The sequence below is a fragment of the Caulobacter sp. GW821-FHT11E10 genome, assembly GCF_058808375.1.
Genome location: NZ_JBXARP010000003.1, coordinates 326,842 through 341,507 on the forward strand (window position 1 = coordinate 326,842; position 14,666 = coordinate 341,507).

The window sequence follows — 14,666 nt, forward strand, 5'->3', positions numbered from 1 at the left end:
AGAAAAATTGCTCAGGCGGGCCTAATACGGACTCTTTGGGGCAAGAAGAATGTGGTGGTCAAAAATATAGACTTATATATCCGCGTCTCGGGCATGGTCTTTGAGATCGACTCGCAACGATAGGTATAAATAGTCCACTTTATGGATTTACGGCCTATTTACCGTGTCGGGCGCACCCCAGGACGGCATCTGGAGCCAAGACATGCCTGACTGGTTGAGCGCCATTATCCTGGGTCTGGTCGAGGGCCTGACGGAGTTCATCCCCGTCTCCTCCACCGGCCACCTGCTACTGGCCAAGACGGCCATGGGGCTGAAGGATCCGTCCTGGGACACCTTCATCGTGCTGATCCAGCTGGGGGCGATCCTGGCGGTGGTGGCGCTCTATTTCCAGAAGCTGTGGGGCGCGCTGATCGGCCTGCCGACCAAGCCGGAGGCCCGTCGCTTCGCGCTGAGCGTCATCGTCGCCTGCGCCCCGGCCTTCGTGGCCGGGCTGCTGCTCCACGACCTGATCAAGAAATTTCTGTTCGAGAGCCCGCTGATCATCTGCTGGTCGCTGCTGATCGGCGGGGTGATCCTGCTGTTCATCGACAAGAAGGCCCCGCCGGCCGTCGATCACGACGCCATGGCCCTGCCGCTGCACAAGGCGCTGATCGTGGGCCTGTTCCAATGCCTGTCTCTGGTCCCCGGCGTGTCGCGTTCGGGCTCGACCATCGTCGGCTCCATGCTGTTCGGCATCGAACGCCGGGCGGCGGCCGAGTTCAGCTTTTTCATGGCCATCCCGATCATGGTCGGGGCCTTCGCCCTGGACGTCTACAAGAACCGCGACGCCCTCGACGCCGGCCATGTGAGCATCGTGGCCATCGGCTTCGTGGTCTCGTTCCTGTCGGGCTTGGTGGTCGTGAAGTACATGCTCGACTTCGTCGGCAAGCGCGGCTTCGCGCCCTTCGCCTGGTGGCGGATCGTCGTCGGGATCGGTGGGCTGGCGGTGCTTTACCTGCACCACTGAGCCAGCGGCGAAAGGTCGAAAACAAAGAAGGGCGGGCGCCTCGCGGCGTCCGCCCTTTTTCTTGAGCTCGGCTCGGAGGCCTAGAACGCCCCCGCCGGGGTCTCGGCGTACTGGCCGCCCTTGCGGTAGCGATAGAGATAGGTCGGGACCACCGCCTCGACGGCCGTGGCGGTGACGCCGGCCTCGGCCAGGCCCGGCAGGCCGTGCTCGGCGACATTGTCGCTCTTCAGCATCTCGACCTGATCGGAGGTCAGCGGCGGGGTCCAGGGGATGATCGAGCCCTGGATATCGCCCAGCGAGCCGATCAGCGCGGCGATCGGCCAGGGCAACGGGGCCAGCGGGCGGGCGCGGCCGGTCTCGGTCAGCACCAGCTGCATGATCTCACGCATCGTGTAGACGGTCGGGCCGCCCAGTTCATAGGTCACGCCGACCGCGGCCGGGCTGGCGGCTGCCTTGGCGATCACGGCGGCGAGGTCGGCGACGAACACCGGCTGCACGCGGGTGTCACCGCCGACCAGCGGCATGATCGGCGACAAGGCCGCGATCTGGGCGAACTTGTTGAAGAACTTGTCGTCGACGCCGAACACCAGCGACGGGCGCACGATCGTCGCGCCCGGGTAGGCGGCGCGGACGGCGGCTTCGCCCTCGGCCTTGGTGCGGAAATATTTCGACTCCGAATCCGCATTGGCGCCCAGGGCGCTGACGTGGACCAGATGCTTGACGCCGGCCTTGGCCGCGGTCTCGGCCACGGTCTTGGCGCCCATGACGTGCAGCGACTGGAATTTCTGACGGCCGGTCTCCCAGAGCACGCCCACCAGGTTCACGCAGGCTTCGGCGCCGTCGAGCGCGCGCGCCACCGAGGCGGCGTTGCGGACATTGGCCTGAACGACCTCGATCTGGCCGACATCACCCAGCATGCGCATGCGATAGGCGAGGTTCGGCTGGCGCACGGCCACCCGCACCCGATGGCCCGCCTTGGCCAGAGCGCGCACGACCTGGCCGCCCACGAAACCCGTGCCGCCGAACACCGTGACCAGACCCTGCATCTTCATTCCTCGTCGCAAAGCGATGACGCGGGAATTAGACGACTGGGAGCGGCTTCGCAATGAAATCACGACTTGTCGATTTTTGCCTGTTGACGCGGCCGGAGGCTTTCCCTAAACGTCCCGGCCTCGCGGCGACCTAACCGGTTGCCACCGCGAGCCCAGGTGGCGGAATTGGTAGACGCGCTGGCTTCAGGTGCCAGTGACCGAAAGGTCGTGGAGGTTCGAGTCCTCTCCTGGGCACCACCCTTGTTCAGCTTCTTCAGAAGAAGCGGGGGTGGCGCCGAACTCCCGAGATAGATATCCCGTTCATCGTGAGTATAAGTGACGCGCGCCTATGATGGGCGCGTGGTTCGACGCGTCGCGCGTCGAAGCGTGACAGCCGAAAGTGGATTCCGGTTTCGGCGACCGTCACGCGCCAACGATAAAAGGTTCGCCGGAGACTTCTGAGACTTGGCCAATTTCATTCACGAGGGCGACCTGCCCGATGGCGTGTTCGCCGGGGCGAGCATCATCGCGATCGATTCCGAGACCATGGGCCTGCGCCTGGGTCGCGACCCGCTGTGCGTGGTCCAGCTGTCGTCGGGCGATGGCGACGCCCACGTCGTGCGCCTGAAACGTCCGGCCTATGACTGCCCGAATCTCAAGGCCCTGCTGACCGATCCGTCCATTCTGAAGCTTTTTCACTTCGGACGCTTTGATATCGCCATGTTCGAACTCCATCTGGGAGTCGTGACCGCGCCCGTCTACTGCACCAAGATCGCCTCGAAGCTGGCCCGCACCTATACCGACCGCCACGGCCTGAAGGACGTGACGCGCGAACTGCTGAGCGTGGAGCTGTCCAAGGCCCAGCAGTCGTCGGATTGGGGCGCGGCGTCGCTGAGCGCCGACCAGGTGGCCTACGCCGCCTCGGACGTGCTGCACCTGCACGCCTTGCGCGACAAGCTGAACATCATGCTGGAACGCGAGGGCCGCATGGCCCTGGCCCAGGCCGCTTTCGACTATCTCCCCCACCGCGCCTCGCTGGATCTGGCCGGTTGGGAGGATGTCGACATCTTCGCCCACAGCTGACGGACGGCTGATGCACCCCACCGCGGTCATGACCGAACGAGCCATCAGCGCCGATCTCGCGCGCTGGCGACGTCGCTCGCGCCGCGTCATGGCGGCCCGCATCCTGCTGCCCGCCGCGATCGGCGGTCTGCTGCTGATCGCCGCCTCGCAGGTCGGCTGGCGCACCTACATGGCCGCCGCTAATCCGCCGGCCGAGGCCAAGACCGAAATTCGCCTGATCACGCCGCGCTTCTACGGTCAGTCGACCGATGGGCGCAGCTTCATGATCACCGCGCGCTCGGCGATCCGCGATGACGACGATCCGCGACGGATCTTTCTCGAGGACCCGGCCCTGACCCTGGATCTCGGCTCGCCGACCCCCACGCGCATGACCGCCAAGCATGGTGTCTATCGCCAGGATACGTTCGGTCTGCAGCTGAAGAACGATGTGAGGCTCGACGACGGCGCCGGCTACCGGTTCGCTTCGGAAGAGTCTTCCGTCGACACCCGGACCGGCGATGTGACCGGCGAAAGCACGATGAATGGCGAAGGCCCCACCGGACAGGTGCAATCTCAAGCCTACTCCGTATATGACAAGGGCGATCGCATCGTCTTCCGAGGCGGGGTTCGCGCGCGGTTCGAACGGCAGTAAAGAAGAAATGGCGCAGGTTCGCGTACGAGGCGAACCGCGACGGATAAGGACATGGTTCTGATGAAGCGATGGACGGCCGCAGTGGCGACCGCGTTGATCCTGGCCAGCGGCTCGGCCTACGCCCAGCAGGGCGATTCGAGCGCGCCGGTCGACGTGTCGGCCGACAACCAGGAAACGATCAACAGCAAGTGCATCATCATCTTCACGGGCAATGTGGAGATCTTGCAGAACCGTTCGCGGATGCGCGCCCAGAAGGTCACGATCTTCAACGCCAAGAAGCCGACGCCCGACAACGCCAACGGCTGCGGCAACGCCCAGCGGATGGAAGCCGAGGGCGGCGTGTTCATGGTCAGCGACACCCAGCAGGCGCGCGGCGATCGCGCGGTCTACACCTTCGACAACAGCATCGCCGTGATCACCGGCGACGTGGTTCTGGTCAAGGGCAAGGACGTGGCGCGGGGCGACCGCCTGACGGTCAACACCAAGACCAACGACGCCAAGCTGGAATCCAACAGTCCTGGTCGGACCTCGCAGCGCCGGGTGCGCGCGGTGTTCTATCAGGAGGACACCAAGAAGACCGACGCGCCGGCCGCGGCCGAACAGCCCGCCCAGCGCCAGTAGGATCTGCATGACCCTGACCTCCAACGACATGGACGGCCTGTTCGTCGATTCCGTCGGCAAGTCGTTCGGCGACCGCCCGGTCGTCAAGAACGTCTCCCTGCGCCTCAAGCGCGGTGAGGTGGCCGGCCTGCTGGGCCCGAACGGGGCCGGTAAGACCACCTGCTTCTACATGGTCACGGGTCTGATCGCCGCCGACTATGGCGCGATCTATCTGGACGGCGAGAACATCACCTCGCAGCCGATGTTCCAGCGCGCCCGCCTGGGCGTCGGCTATCTGCCGCAGGAGGCCTCGATCTTCCGGGGCATGACGGTCGAGCAGAACGTCATGGCCGTGGTCGAGATGCGCCAGAAGGACCCGCGCAAGGCGCGCGAGCAGGTCACCAGCATCCTGGAAGAACTGCGCATCACCCACATCCGCAAGTCGCCCGCCGTAGCCCTGTCGGGCGGTGAGCGACGCCGCGTGGAAATCGCCCGCGCCCTCGCCAGCGAACCGTCCTTCATGCTGCTCGACGAGCCGTTCGCCGGCATCGATCCCCTGGCCATCGCCGACATCCGTGAGGTGATCGGCTACCTCAAGGGTCGCGGCATCGGCATCCTGATCACCGACCACAACGTCCGTGAGACGCTGGACATCATCGACCGCGCTTCGATCATCCACGCCGGCGAAGTGCTGTTCGAGGGCTCGCCGCGCGAGATCGTCGACAACCCGGAAGTTAAGCGGGTCTATCTGGGCGACAGCTTCTCCGAGCCTCGCCTCGGGGACTGATCCGCGCAGGGGGTAGGCAAAAGGCGCCTGCGACACTGTCGAGGCCGGGTGCAAGCCCTTGTCGTATAAGGCCTTGCGCACTTGGCACGATCTTTTCCGGGGCGGAACGTCGCACCGGCCCAAGATTTGCAGGCGTTGGCGAGCCGTTAACCAAACAGGCCCTTCAATGGCGGTCGAAGTTTTTCGATTTGTCAGGAGGGCGCATTGGCGCTCAGCCACCGCCTCGAGATCCGCCAGGGTCAGGGCCTTGTCATCACCCCGCAGCTGCAGCAGGCCATCAAGCTGCTGCAACTGTCGAACATCGAGCTCGACGCCTTCGTCGAAGCCGAGCTGGAGCGCAACCCGCTCCTGCAACGCGACGAGGGCGAGCACGAGCCGGCGGGTGAGGTCGAGGCCGTACGCGACGTCAGCCTGACTCAGGTCGACGCCGTGGCCGACACGACGGCCGGCCGCGAGATGGACGCCCCGTCCGACGATGTCTCGCCGGGCGAACGCGCGACCGGGGACGGCGCGGAAGCCGAACAGGCCGGCGGCCAGATCGACTGGTCGCGCGCCGGCGGCGGCGGCTCGTTCGAGGGCGACGACAGCTACGAACGCGCCCTGACCGACACCCCGACCCTTTCCGCTCACCTTCGCGCCCAACTGGTCCAAGCGGGCCTTACGCCCGCCCGCAACGCCATCGCCGAGATCCTGATCGACGCGGTCGACGAGGGCGGCTACCTGCGCCTGGACGTCGTCGAGCTGGCCGTCCGCCTGGGCTGCAAGCTGGAGATGGTCGAGGAAACCCTCACTGTCCTGCAGGGCTTCGAGCCGGTCGGCGTCTTCGCTCGCGACGTCCGCGAGTGCCTGGCGCTGCAGCTGAAGGACCTGAACCGCTACGACCCGTGCATGGCCGCCCTGCTCGACAATCTCGAGCTGCTGGCCAAGCGCGACATGACCTCGCTACGCCGTCTCTGCGGCGTCGACGACGAGGATCTGCGCGACATGGTCGCCGAGATCCGTTCGCTGAATCCGCGTCCGGGCGCGGCCTACCACACCGAAACGGCCGAGACCCTGGTGCCGGACGTGATGGTCCGCGAGGGCCTGGGCGGCATGTGGCACGTCGAATTGAACACCGACACCCTGCCCCGCGTGCTGGTCGACCAGCGCTACCACGCCCGCGTGTCCAAGGGCGCGCGCAGCGACCAGGAGAAGACCTTCGTCGCCGACTGCATGGCCACCGCCAACTGGCTGGTGAAGAGCCTGGATCAGCGCGCCAAGACTATCCTGAAGGTCTCCAGCGAGATCGTGCGCCAGCAGGACGGCTTCCTGGCCTTCGGCGTGGAGCACCTGCGCCCGCTGAACCTGAAGACCGTCGCCGACGCGATCGGCATGCACGAGAGCACGGTCAGCCGGGTCACCTCGAACAAGTACATCGCCACGCCGCGCGGGGTGTTCGAGCTGAAATTCTTCTTCACCTCGGCCATCCAGTCGTCGGAAGGCGGCGAGGCCCACTCGGCGGCCAGCGTCCGCCATAAGATCAAGGGCCTGGTCGACGCCGAGAAGACGGAGGCCGACGTGCACTCCGATGACGCCATCGTGGAAATTCTCAAGGCCGCCGGGGTCGACATCGCGCGTCGGACCGTGGCCAAGTACCGGGAGGCCCTGCGCATCCCGTCCTCGGTCGAGCGCCGGCGCCTGATGAAGGAAGCGGTCTAGCCGCCGCCTCCCAATATGCCTCTCGCGCGTTCCAGTGCGGGCCGTGACGAGGATTTGATGATCGAGAAGAGTCTGGCGGACGTGATCGAGGGGTTCGGCGAGGACGCCAGCCCGACCCTGACCGTCGGTGAGATGCTGGCCGCCTTCGACAGCCGGGCCTTCGGGGCCATGCTGCTGGTCTTCGGGCTGCTCAACACCCTACCCCTGCCGCCGGGGTCCTCGACCCTCCTGTCCCTGCCGATCCTGTTCCTGGCCCCGCAGATCGCCATGGGCGCCGATACGCCCTGGCTGCCGCGCGGCCTGATGGAAAGGCCGCTGAAGCGCGACGACCTGCGAGGGCTCTTCCGCCGCCTGGGTCCGATCGTTCGCAGCATGGAGCTGATCACCCGTCCTCGGCTGCGACCCATGTTCACGCCCCTGGGCGAGCGCGCCATCGGCGTGGTCTGCACCTTGCTGGCCCTGGTGCTGGTCCTGCCCATTCCGTTGGGCAACCTGGCGCCCGGCGCGACGGTCGCCGTCCTGGCCCTGGCGCTGCTCCAGAGGGACGGAATTCTGGCCTTGCTCGGCTACCTGATGGCGCTCGGCAGCGGGGCGCTTTTGTTCGTCAGCGCCCATGTCGTGGTGATGGCTGTCCGCAAGCTGATCGGCGTGTTTTCAGGTCTGCTCTGACCAATTCAGGCGCCGCTTGACACCCGTCCCGGACAGGCGCGTTGTTAGCTCATGCAAGTCCAAGTCTCCGGCAAGCATGTCGACGTTGGTGAGGCTCTGCGAGCGCGAGTCTCCGACGAAATCACCCTGAGCATTGGGAAATACTTCGACCGAGGCGGCGCCGCCGAGGTCGTGGTCAGCAAGGATGGCTACGCCTTCCGTGTCGATTGCTCGGTAAAACTGGCTTCGGGTCAGCAACTCATCAGCCATGGCTCCGGAGGCGACGCTCACGCGGCGTTCGACGCGGCCCTGGCCAAGATCGACACCCGGATTCGACGATACAAGAGGCGGCTCAAGAGCCACTCGGCCGCGGCTACGGCCAAGCAGGTCGAGAACGCCGCCATGTTCGTTCTCCGGGCGCCCGAGGTCGACGAGGGCGAGGAACACGACTGGGAAGCAGACACCGATCACCCGACGGGCGCGCCCGCGGCGATGGTCATCGCGGAAACCCAGGCCGCCGTTAAGACGATGACCGTTTCCATGGCTGTCATGGAACTGGACTTGACCGCCTACCCAGCAATCGTGTTTAGGAACGCCGCTCACGGCGGATTGTCCGTGGTGTACCGGCGTCCAGACGGGAATATCGGCTGGATCGACCCCGAACGCACGAAGTCGCTGAATGGGCACGGGTCCACCGCGAGCTAAACCGGCCAGTCATGGTTGGAGGCGTCGTCGGCGGATTTTCGGCGACGGCGCCAAGGCGGTCGACAACGAGCGAGCGTTATAAGTCCATGACCATTGGCGATCTTCTGGAGCCCGGAGCGGTGGCGCTACGCGTCAGTGCTCCCGGCAAGCGCCAGGCCCTTTCGATGGTCGCCGACGTCGCCGCCCGCGTTCTGGGCGTCAACGCCGACATCATTCTTGAAGGTCTGGTCGACCGCGAGGCCGCCGGCTCAACCGGCGTGGGCGAGGGCGTCGCCATTCCGCACGCGCGCCTTGACGGCCTGGACCGTGTCCGCGCGGTCGTGGTGCGCCTGGATACGCCCGTCGCGTTCGACGCGCTCGACGACAAGCCTGTTGATCTGCTGATGGCCTTGTTCGCCCCGCGCGAAGCCAACGCCCAGCACCTGCGCGCCCTTGCGCGGATGGCGCGGATGATGCGCCAGCCCGAGATGCGGGCCGCATTGCGCCAAGCGCGCTCGGCCGACGCGATCCATGTGCTGCTGACCCATGAAGCGGCCAGCACGGCGGCGTGACGGGGAGTAATCGGCTGAGGACGTCAGAGGGCCCTGCGGGGCCCTCTTTTCGTTTCCGGGCTAGTGGACCGACACCGGGGCCAGTTCATGGGCCAGGGCGGCCGCGATGGCCGTGTCCCGGTCGATCATGACGGCCAGGCGCGCGCCATCGGCGCGACACACCGCATAGAGGGTCTGGTCGGGCGCCAGATTGAAGTCCTCCACGCCCTCCGGGACGTCGGCGAGGATCTCGGCGGCCCTGATCGGCCGGACATAGACGAGGTCGGGCGCGCCAAGGGCCGCGAAAGCTTCGCTTGTGAAAAGCGGGCTGTGATGGGTGTTGGGCGTCATGATGACCACCTCCTTGAATGAGGGAACGCGCCGTTTCCCGGCCGGTTCAGAGCCGCGTCGAGAGATGCGAGTTCCGCGCGGCCTCCGCCGCGCTGTGAATGGGCCGCGCGGGCTGTGTCAGCCGACGCTGCGAATAGGAATGCGCTTGATCAGGCGCTCCGGCTCCGGGCGGGCCAGATCGATGTGTAGCAGGCCGTGCTCGAGTGTGGCGGCGGTGACGTCCATGCCCTCGGCGAGCACGAAGGTGCGTACGAAGCCCCGGGCGGCGATCCCGCGATGCAGGAAGGCTCGCTCGGCCTCCGTGCGCCCGTCGGGGTCGCGCTTGCCGGCCACGATCAGCTGGCCGCCCTCGACCGTGACCTGAAGCTGATCGGGCGAGAAACCGGCCACGGCCAGGGTAATGCGCACGCCGCCGTCGTCGGCCTGCTCGACATTGTAGGGCGGATAGCTTTCCGAGGCGGCCTTGGCGGCGCGCTCGATCAGGTCTCGGGTGTGCTCGAAGCCCAACAGAAAGGGGCTATCGAACAGGATCGTCCGGTTCATCGCGAAGTCCTCGCTCAAGCGACTTCGTTCGCGGTGACCAACCCGAGGGTCGGCGTCGGTCCCCACGACACGGAACCAGAAATGGCGACCGTGGTCGGAGGGTTCAAGGGGGCGGAGGGACCGAGCGGGCGACCATGCGGGTCGCCAAGATTTCAGGTCCAGAAATGGACAAGGCCCGGACGTTTCCGTCCGGGCCTTGATGGTGGAGCTAAGCGGAGTCGAACCGCTGACCTCTTGAATGCCATTCAAGCGCTCTACCAGCTGAGCTATAGCCCCAATTTTTTCTGAGGGAACCTCGCGGTAACTCTCGGAAATCCTTGGTCTCTTCGGCGTTTCGACTGGTGTCGCTCCCCGAAGAGGCGCGGAAACTAGTCCGGGATTTTTTTGGGATCAAGCCTCTTCTCGAACTTTTTTCGAGAAAAATGTCGCACCCCTGAAAACCCCTGTGGATAGCCGGTTTCGATGGTCCGAAACCGGCTATCCACCGGATTTTAGTCCTCGTCGCCCTCGCCGGGCAGACCCTCGATCTCGTCGTCGAGATTGTCGTCGTCGTCCTCGTCCTCCAGGAACGGAACGTCGTCGGCCTCGTCCTCGGCGAGATCCTCGTCCTCGGCGAAATCGACGCCCAGGTCGTCACCGCCCGCGGGGGCCGGCGCGCCGGGATCGACGTCTTCGTCCTCGGTCTCGATGACGTCCGGCTCGACCTTGTCGATTTCCGGCGTTTCATCGACCTCGTCCTCGAAGCCGTCCTCGTCCTTCGGAGCGGGGGCGGGCTTCTCGTCCTCGGCGTCATAGTCCGGGGTGATCGAGCGAGCACGGACGCGGCGCGATTTCAGCGCCTCTTCCGGGTCGAACGACTCGCCGCACTTGGGGCACACGGCCGGACGACGGCCGAGGTCATAGAATTTAGACTGGCAGTTGGGGCAAATTTGTTTTGCGCCCAATTCGGGATTGGCCAATTGGCGACCCTTTGATCCGGATGGGAAAAGCGGCCGGTGACTTGCCATGACGGGAGCCCGCTGTCAAAAGCAAACCCCTTCGCGCAACCACCTGTATCTTTTGAGGAGCCGGTTTCGGCATGACGGCGGCTGGATTGAAGAGCGCCCCGGGAGGCGCTCTGCGAGGGATCGTACGCGCCCCGGGTGACAAGTCCATTTCTCACCGGTCGATGATCCTGGGCGCGTTGGCGACCGGGACGACGACGGTCGAGGGGCTTTTGGAAGGCGACGACGTCCTGGCGACGGCGCGGGCCATGCAGGCCTTTGGCGCGCGGATCGAGCAGGAGGGCGTCGGCCGCTGGCGGATCGAGGGCCAGGGCGGCTTCTCGGAACCGGCGGACGTGATCGACTGCGGCAACGCCGGCACCGGTGTGCGACTGATCATGGGCGCGGCGGCGGGTTTCGCCATGTGCGCCACCTTCACGGGCGACAGCTCGCTGCGCGGCCGGCCGATGAGCCGGGTTCTGGACCCGCTGGCCCGCATGGGCGCGACCTGGCTGGGCCGCGACCGGGGGCGGCTACCGCTGACGCTGAAAGGCGGCAACCTGCGGGGCCTGAACTACACCTTGCCGATGGCCTCGGCCCAGGTGAAGTCGGCCGTGCTGCTGGCCGGCCTGCACGCCGAGGGCGGCGTCGAGGTCATCGAGCCCGAAGCCACCCGTGACCATACCGAGCGCATGTTGCGCGCCTTCGGGGCCGAGGTGATCGTCGAGGACCGCAAGGTCGGCGAAAAGACGGTCCGCCACGTTCGTCTTCCCGAGGGGCAGAAGCTGACCGGCACGCACGTCGCCGTGCCTGGCGACCCGTCGTCGGCCGCCTTCCCACTGGTGGCCGGCCTGCTGGTCCCCGGTTCGGAAGTGACGGTCGAGGGCGTGATGCTCAACGAACTGCGCACCGGGCTCTTCACGACGCTGCGGGAAATGGGCGCGGATCTGGTGATCTCGAACCAGCGCGTGGCCAGCGGCGAGGAGGTCGGCGACATCACCGCCCGCTACTCCAAGCTGAAGGGCGTGGTCGTCCCGCCCGAGCGCGCACCGTCGATGATCGACGAATATCCGATCCTGGCCGTCGCGGCCGCCTTCGCCGAGGGCGAGACGGTGATGCGCGGCGTGGGCGAGATGCGCGTCAAGGAAAGCGACCGCATCGCGCTGACGGCGGCGGGCCTCGAAGCCTGCGGCGTCGACGTCGAGGAGGAGCCGGAAGGCTTCATCGTCCGCGGGACTGGCCAGCCGCCCCGGGGCGGGGCGACCGTCGAGACCCACGGCGACCACCGGATCGCCATGAGCCACCTGATCCTGGGCATGGCCGCCCAGGCGCCCGTGGCCGTCGACGAACCAGGCATGATCGCCACCAGCTTCCCCGGCTTCGTCGAGCTGATGCGCGGGCTGGGCGCGACCCTGTCGGAAGCCTGACGATGGGCTTCGTGATCGCCGTCGACGGTCCGGCCGCCTCGGGCAAGGGCACGATCGCCGCGCGCCTCGCGGCCGCCTATGGGCTGCCGATGCTGGACACCGGCCTGCTGTACCGCGCCGTGGGCGTGCGCATCCTGGCCGCCGGTGGCGATCTCGATGACCCCGTGTCGGCCGAGGCCTCGGCCCGGGGCCTGGATCTCGCCGAGCTCGAAAAGCCGGAGGTGCGCACCCGCGCCGCCGGCGAGGCCGCCAGCCGCTGCGCGGTGCACCCCGGGGTGCGCTCGGCCCTGTTCGACCTGCAGCGCGCCTTCGCCACCCAAGCGTCCGGCGCCGTGATCGATGGCCGTGACATCGGCACGGTCATCGCCCCCGAGGCGCCGGCCAAGCTCTATGTCACCGCCAGCCCCGAGGTGCGCGCCGATCGCCGCTGGAAACAGCTGGTGGGGCAGGGCGAAAACGTCACCTACGACGAGATCCTGGCCGACATCCGCAAGCGCGACGAGCGCGACGGCGGCCGCAAGGACGCGCCGATGACCCAGGCATCCGACGCCATCTTGCTCGATACGTCGGAAATGACTATAGAGCAGGCCTTCGATGCGGCCCGCCGTATCGTCGAGGACGCGCGCGCCCGCCTGGAGACTTGATCTTCAAGGGCAAATCCACCGCCGACCTCGCCGCGATAGAGAGAACATCGCGGGATCCGCAGACCCACTCATTTCATCCGGAATCCCGAGAACCGCTTTTCTCAGCGGGGCTCGTCACAGGGGTTCCCCCAACACGAGACTAAACATCAGCATGGCTGACGATATGAGCTTCAACCCGACGCGCGACGATTTCGAAGCGCTCCTCAATGACTCGATGGGCGGCCGCGACTTCGCGGAAGGCACCGTCGTCAAGGGCCTGGTCGTCGGGATCGAAAAGGACTTCGCCATCATCGACGTCGGTCTGAAGACCGAAGGTCGCGTCCAGCTGAAGGAATTCGGCGTCGACGAAAACGGCAAGGCCATCATCAAGGTCGGCGACAACGTCGAAGTCTTCCTGGAACGCCTGGAAAACGCCCTCGGCGAAGCGGTCATCAGCCGCGAAAAGGCCAAGCGCGAAGAAGCCTGGACCCGTCTGGAAGGCGTCTACGCCCGCAACGAACCCGTCATGGGCGCCATCGTCGGCCGCGTGAAGGGTGGCTTCACCGTCGACCTGGGCGGCGCTTCGGCCTTCCTGCCGGGCTCGCAAGTCGACATCCGTCCGGTCCGCGACGTCGGCCCGCTGATGGGCAAGGAACAGCCCTTCGCCATCCTCAAGATGGACCGTCCGCGCGGCAACATCGTCGTCTCGCGTCGCGCCATCCTGGAAGAAGCCCGCGCCGAGCAGCGCACCGAACTGGTGTCGCAGCTGCAAGAGGGTGAAATCCGCGAAGGCGTCGTCAAGAACATCACCGACTACGGTGCGTTCGTTGACCTGGGCGGCATCGACGGCCTGCTGCACGTCACCGACATGAGCTGGAAGCGCGTCAACCACCCGTCGCAAGTTCTGGCCGTTGGCGACACCGTCAAGGTGCAGATCGTCAAGATCAACCCGGACACCCAGCGCATCAGCCTCGGCATGAAGCAGCTGCAGTCGGATCCGTGGGATGGCGTTGAAGCCAAGTACCCGGTCGGCGCCAAGTTCACGGGCCGCATCACCAACATCACCGACTACGGCGCCTTCGTGGAGCTGGAAGCCGGCGTCGAAGGTCTGGTGCACGTCTCGGAAATGTCCTGGACCAAGAAGAACGTCCACCCCGGCAAGATCGTCTCGACCTCGCAAGAAGTCGACGTGGTCGTGCTGGACGTCGATCCGTCCAAGCGCCGCGTCTCGCTGGGCCTGAAGCAAGCCCTGGCCAACCCGTGGGAAGCCTTCGTTGAGGCCCACCCGGTCGGCTCGACCGTCGAAGGCGAAGTCAAGAACGCGACCGAATTCGGTCTGTTCGTTGGCCTCGACAACGACATCGACGGCATGGTGCACCTGTCGGACATCGACTGGAGCGCTCCGGGCGAAGAAGCCATGGCTCGCTACAAGAAGGGCGACGTCGTCAAGGCGAAGGTTCTCGATGTCGACATCGAGAAGGAACGCATCTCGCTGGGTATCAAGCAGCTGGGCGGCGACCCGATGTCGGGCGACACCTACCGCAAGAACCAGACCGTGACCGTGACCGTGACGGAAGTCACCACGGGCGGCATCGAAGTCCGCTTCGGTGAAGACGACGCTCCGATGTCGGCCTTCATCCGCAAGTCGGACCTGTCGCGCGACCGTCAAGAACAGCGCCCCGAGCGCTTCGCTGTGGGTGACCGCATCGACGCTCAGATCACCAACATCGACAAGGCGGCTCGCCGCGTGTCGCTGTCGATCAAGTCGCTGGAAATGGCCGAAGAGAAGGAAGCCATCGAGCAGTTCGGCTCGTCGGACTCCGGCGCTTCGCTGGGCGACATCCTGGGCGCTGCGCTCCGCGAGCGCGCCACCAAGGACTAGGCTTTCACTCCTTCGGAGTTGAAGCGACGGCGGCGGGAGCAATCCCGCCGCCGTTTTCTTTGGGCGTCGTCTGGGCGCGTCGCCGGCGCATTGCATGGGATCGGTCCCATCGCCGTTTTCTTTTCCGCCGAAGCCTGC

Annotated in this window: 15 protein-coding genes, 2 tRNA genes and 1 pseudogene; 13 read left to right on the forward strand and 5 right to left on the reverse strand. The window is 66.1% G+C overall.

Annotated features, from left to right (window positions below; genetic code table 11):
• Positions 1 to 202: 202 nt before the first annotated feature.
• Positions 203 to 1,006 carry an undecaprenyl-diphosphate phosphatase gene (locus tag AC1RRV_RS07555; RefSeq protein ID WP_492858979.1) on the forward strand — a complete coding sequence of 268 codons (804 nt, stop codon included), beginning with the start codon at positions 203 to 205 and terminating at the stop codon, positions 1,004 to 1,006.
• A gap of 80 nt (positions 1,007 to 1,086) precedes the next feature.
• Here AC1RRV_RS07555 and AC1RRV_RS07560 read toward each other — a convergent pair whose 3' ends face one another.
• Positions 1,087 to 2,052 (reverse strand): complex I NDUFA9 subunit family protein, encoded by a 966-nt coding sequence (locus AC1RRV_RS07560; RefSeq protein WP_492858980.1) that lies wholly within the window; start codon positions 2,050 to 2,052, stop codon positions 1,087 to 1,089.
• Positions 2,053 to 2,208: 156 nt separating this feature from the next.
• On the opposite strand from AC1RRV_RS07560, the gene AC1RRV_RS07565 reads away from it, so the two are divergent.
• The 9 genes and pseudogenes from AC1RRV_RS07565 (at position 2,209) to ptsN (ending at position 8,740) form a co-directional block, all read left to right on the forward strand.
• Positions 2,209 to 2,295 (forward strand) — tRNA-Leu (locus tag AC1RRV_RS07565).
• Positions 2,296 to 2,502: 207 nt separating this feature from the next.
• The gene (locus AC1RRV_RS07570) at positions 2,503 to 3,120 is read left to right on the forward strand and encodes a ribonuclease D (protein ID WP_492858981.1); all 618 of its coding nucleotides are present in this window, start codon (positions 2,503 to 2,505) and stop codon (positions 3,118 to 3,120) included.
• Positions 3,087 to 3,751: pseudogene (gene lptC, locus AC1RRV_RS07575) on the forward strand (LPS export ABC transporter periplasmic protein LptC). The gene AC1RRV_RS07570 and the pseudogene lptC overlap by 34 nt, the downstream one beginning before the upstream one ends.
• 60 nt (positions 3,752 to 3,811) lie before the next feature.
• The gene (locus AC1RRV_RS07580; RefSeq protein WP_492858982.1) at positions 3,812 to 4,372 is read left to right on the forward strand and encodes an LptA/OstA family protein; all 561 of its coding nucleotides are present in this window, start codon (positions 3,812 to 3,814) and stop codon (positions 4,370 to 4,372) included.
• A 7-nt stretch (positions 4,373 to 4,379) separates the two neighbouring features.
• Positions 4,380 to 5,138, forward strand: coding sequence for an LPS export ABC transporter ATP-binding protein (gene lptB / locus AC1RRV_RS07585; RefSeq protein ID WP_492858983.1), 759 nt, complete (start codon positions 4,380 to 4,382; stop codon positions 5,136 to 5,138).
• Between the two features lie 204 nt (positions 5,139 to 5,342).
• Positions 5,343 to 6,836, forward strand: a complete 1,494-nt coding sequence (rpoN, locus tag AC1RRV_RS07590) for an RNA polymerase factor sigma-54 (protein ID WP_492858984.1) — start codon at positions 5,343 to 5,345, stop codon at positions 6,834 to 6,836.
• Between the two features lie 54 nt (positions 6,837 to 6,890).
• Positions 6,891 to 7,505, forward strand: a complete 615-nt coding sequence (locus AC1RRV_RS07595; protein ID WP_492858985.1) for an exopolysaccharide biosynthesis protein — start codon at positions 6,891 to 6,893, stop codon at positions 7,503 to 7,505.
• Between the two features lie 51 nt (positions 7,506 to 7,556).
• The gene (gene hpf / locus AC1RRV_RS07600; protein ID WP_492858986.1) at positions 7,557 to 8,189 is read left to right on the forward strand and encodes a ribosome hibernation-promoting factor, HPF/YfiA family; all 633 of its coding nucleotides are present in this window, start codon (positions 7,557 to 7,559) and stop codon (positions 8,187 to 8,189) included.
• Between the two features lie 86 nt (positions 8,190 to 8,275).
• On the forward strand, positions 8,276 to 8,740 hold the full coding sequence (gene ptsN, locus AC1RRV_RS07605) for a PTS IIA-like nitrogen regulatory protein PtsN (protein WP_492858987.1): 465 nt from the start codon (positions 8,276 to 8,278) through the stop codon (positions 8,738 to 8,740).
• A gap of 60 nt (positions 8,741 to 8,800) precedes the next feature.
• Here the strand turns inward: ptsN and AC1RRV_RS07610 are convergent, their stop codons facing one another.
• From AC1RRV_RS07610 to AC1RRV_RS07625, 4 genes are all read right to left on the reverse strand, one after another.
• Positions 8,801 to 9,070, reverse strand: coding sequence for a DUF1150 family protein (locus tag AC1RRV_RS07610; protein ID WP_492858989.1), 270 nt, complete (start codon positions 9,068 to 9,070; stop codon positions 8,801 to 8,803).
• Between the two features lie 117 nt (positions 9,071 to 9,187).
• Positions 9,188 to 9,613 (reverse strand): Hsp20 family protein, encoded by a 426-nt coding sequence (locus AC1RRV_RS07615; RefSeq protein WP_492858990.1) that lies wholly within the window; start codon positions 9,611 to 9,613, stop codon positions 9,188 to 9,190.
• A gap of 200 nt (positions 9,614 to 9,813) precedes the next feature.
• Positions 9,814 to 9,889, reverse strand: a tRNA-Ala gene (locus AC1RRV_RS07620).
• 215 nt (positions 9,890 to 10,104) lie between these two features.
• Entirely contained in the window at positions 10,105 to 10,572 is a 468-nt protein-coding gene (locus AC1RRV_RS07625; RefSeq protein WP_492858991.1) for a TIGR02300 family protein, read from the reverse strand.
• 119 nt (positions 10,573 to 10,691) lie between these two features.
• Between AC1RRV_RS07625 and aroA the strand changes: the two genes are divergently transcribed.
• The 3 genes from aroA (at position 10,692) to rpsA (ending at position 14,528) form a co-directional block, all read left to right on the forward strand.
• Positions 10,692 to 12,023, forward strand: a complete 1,332-nt coding sequence (aroA, locus tag AC1RRV_RS07630; protein WP_492858992.1) for a 3-phosphoshikimate 1-carboxyvinyltransferase — start codon at positions 10,692 to 10,694, stop codon at positions 12,021 to 12,023.
• A gap of 2 nt (positions 12,024 to 12,025) precedes the next feature.
• Positions 12,026 to 12,667 carry a (d)CMP kinase gene (gene cmk / locus AC1RRV_RS07635; protein WP_492858993.1) on the forward strand — a complete coding sequence of 214 codons (642 nt, stop codon included), beginning with the start codon at positions 12,026 to 12,028 and terminating at the stop codon, positions 12,665 to 12,667.
• A 151-nt stretch (positions 12,668 to 12,818) separates the two neighbouring features.
• Positions 12,819 to 14,528: a 30S ribosomal protein S1 gene (gene rpsA, locus AC1RRV_RS07640; protein WP_492858994.1), complete on the forward strand. Its 1,710-nt coding sequence runs from the start codon at positions 12,819 to 12,821 to the stop codon at positions 14,526 to 14,528.
• The last annotated feature ends 138 nt before the right edge of the window (positions 14,529 to 14,666 follow it).

Coding starts and splice junctions, on each gene's coding strand:
- AC1RRV_RS07555 (WP_492858979.1), top strand. CDS start 203: ATGCCTGACTGGTTGAGCGCCATTATCCTGGGTCTGGTCGAGGGCCTG.
- cmk (WP_492858993.1), top strand. CDS start 12,026: ATGGGCTTCGTGATCGCCGTCGACGGTCCGGCCGCCTCGGGCAAGGGC.
- ptsN (WP_492858987.1), top strand. CDS start 8,276: ATGACCATTGGCGATCTTCTGGAGCCCGGAGCGGTGGCGCTACGCGTC.
- hpf (WP_492858986.1), top strand. CDS start 7,557: ATGCAAGTCCAAGTCTCCGGCAAGCATGTCGACGTTGGTGAGGCTCTG.
- AC1RRV_RS07560 (WP_492858980.1), bottom strand. CDS start 2,052: ATGCAGGGTCTGGTCACGGTGTTCGGCGGCACGGGTTTCGTGGGCGGC.
- lptB (WP_492858983.1), top strand. CDS start 4,380: ATGACCCTGACCTCCAACGACATGGACGGCCTGTTCGTCGATTCCGTC.
- AC1RRV_RS07580 (WP_492858982.1), top strand. CDS start 3,812: ATGAAGCGATGGACGGCCGCAGTGGCGACCGCGTTGATCCTGGCCAGC.
- rpsA (WP_492858994.1), top strand. CDS start 12,819: ATGGCTGACGATATGAGCTTCAACCCGACGCGCGACGATTTCGAAGCG.
- AC1RRV_RS07615 (WP_492858990.1), bottom strand. CDS start 9,613: ATGAACCGGACGATCCTGTTCGATAGCCCCTTTCTGTTGGGCTTCGAG.
- AC1RRV_RS07610 (WP_492858989.1), bottom strand. CDS start 9,070: ATGACGCCCAACACCCATCACAGCCCGCTTTTCACAAGCGAAGCTTTC.
- aroA (WP_492858992.1), top strand. CDS start 10,692: ATGACGGCGGCTGGATTGAAGAGCGCCCCGGGAGGCGCTCTGCGAGGG.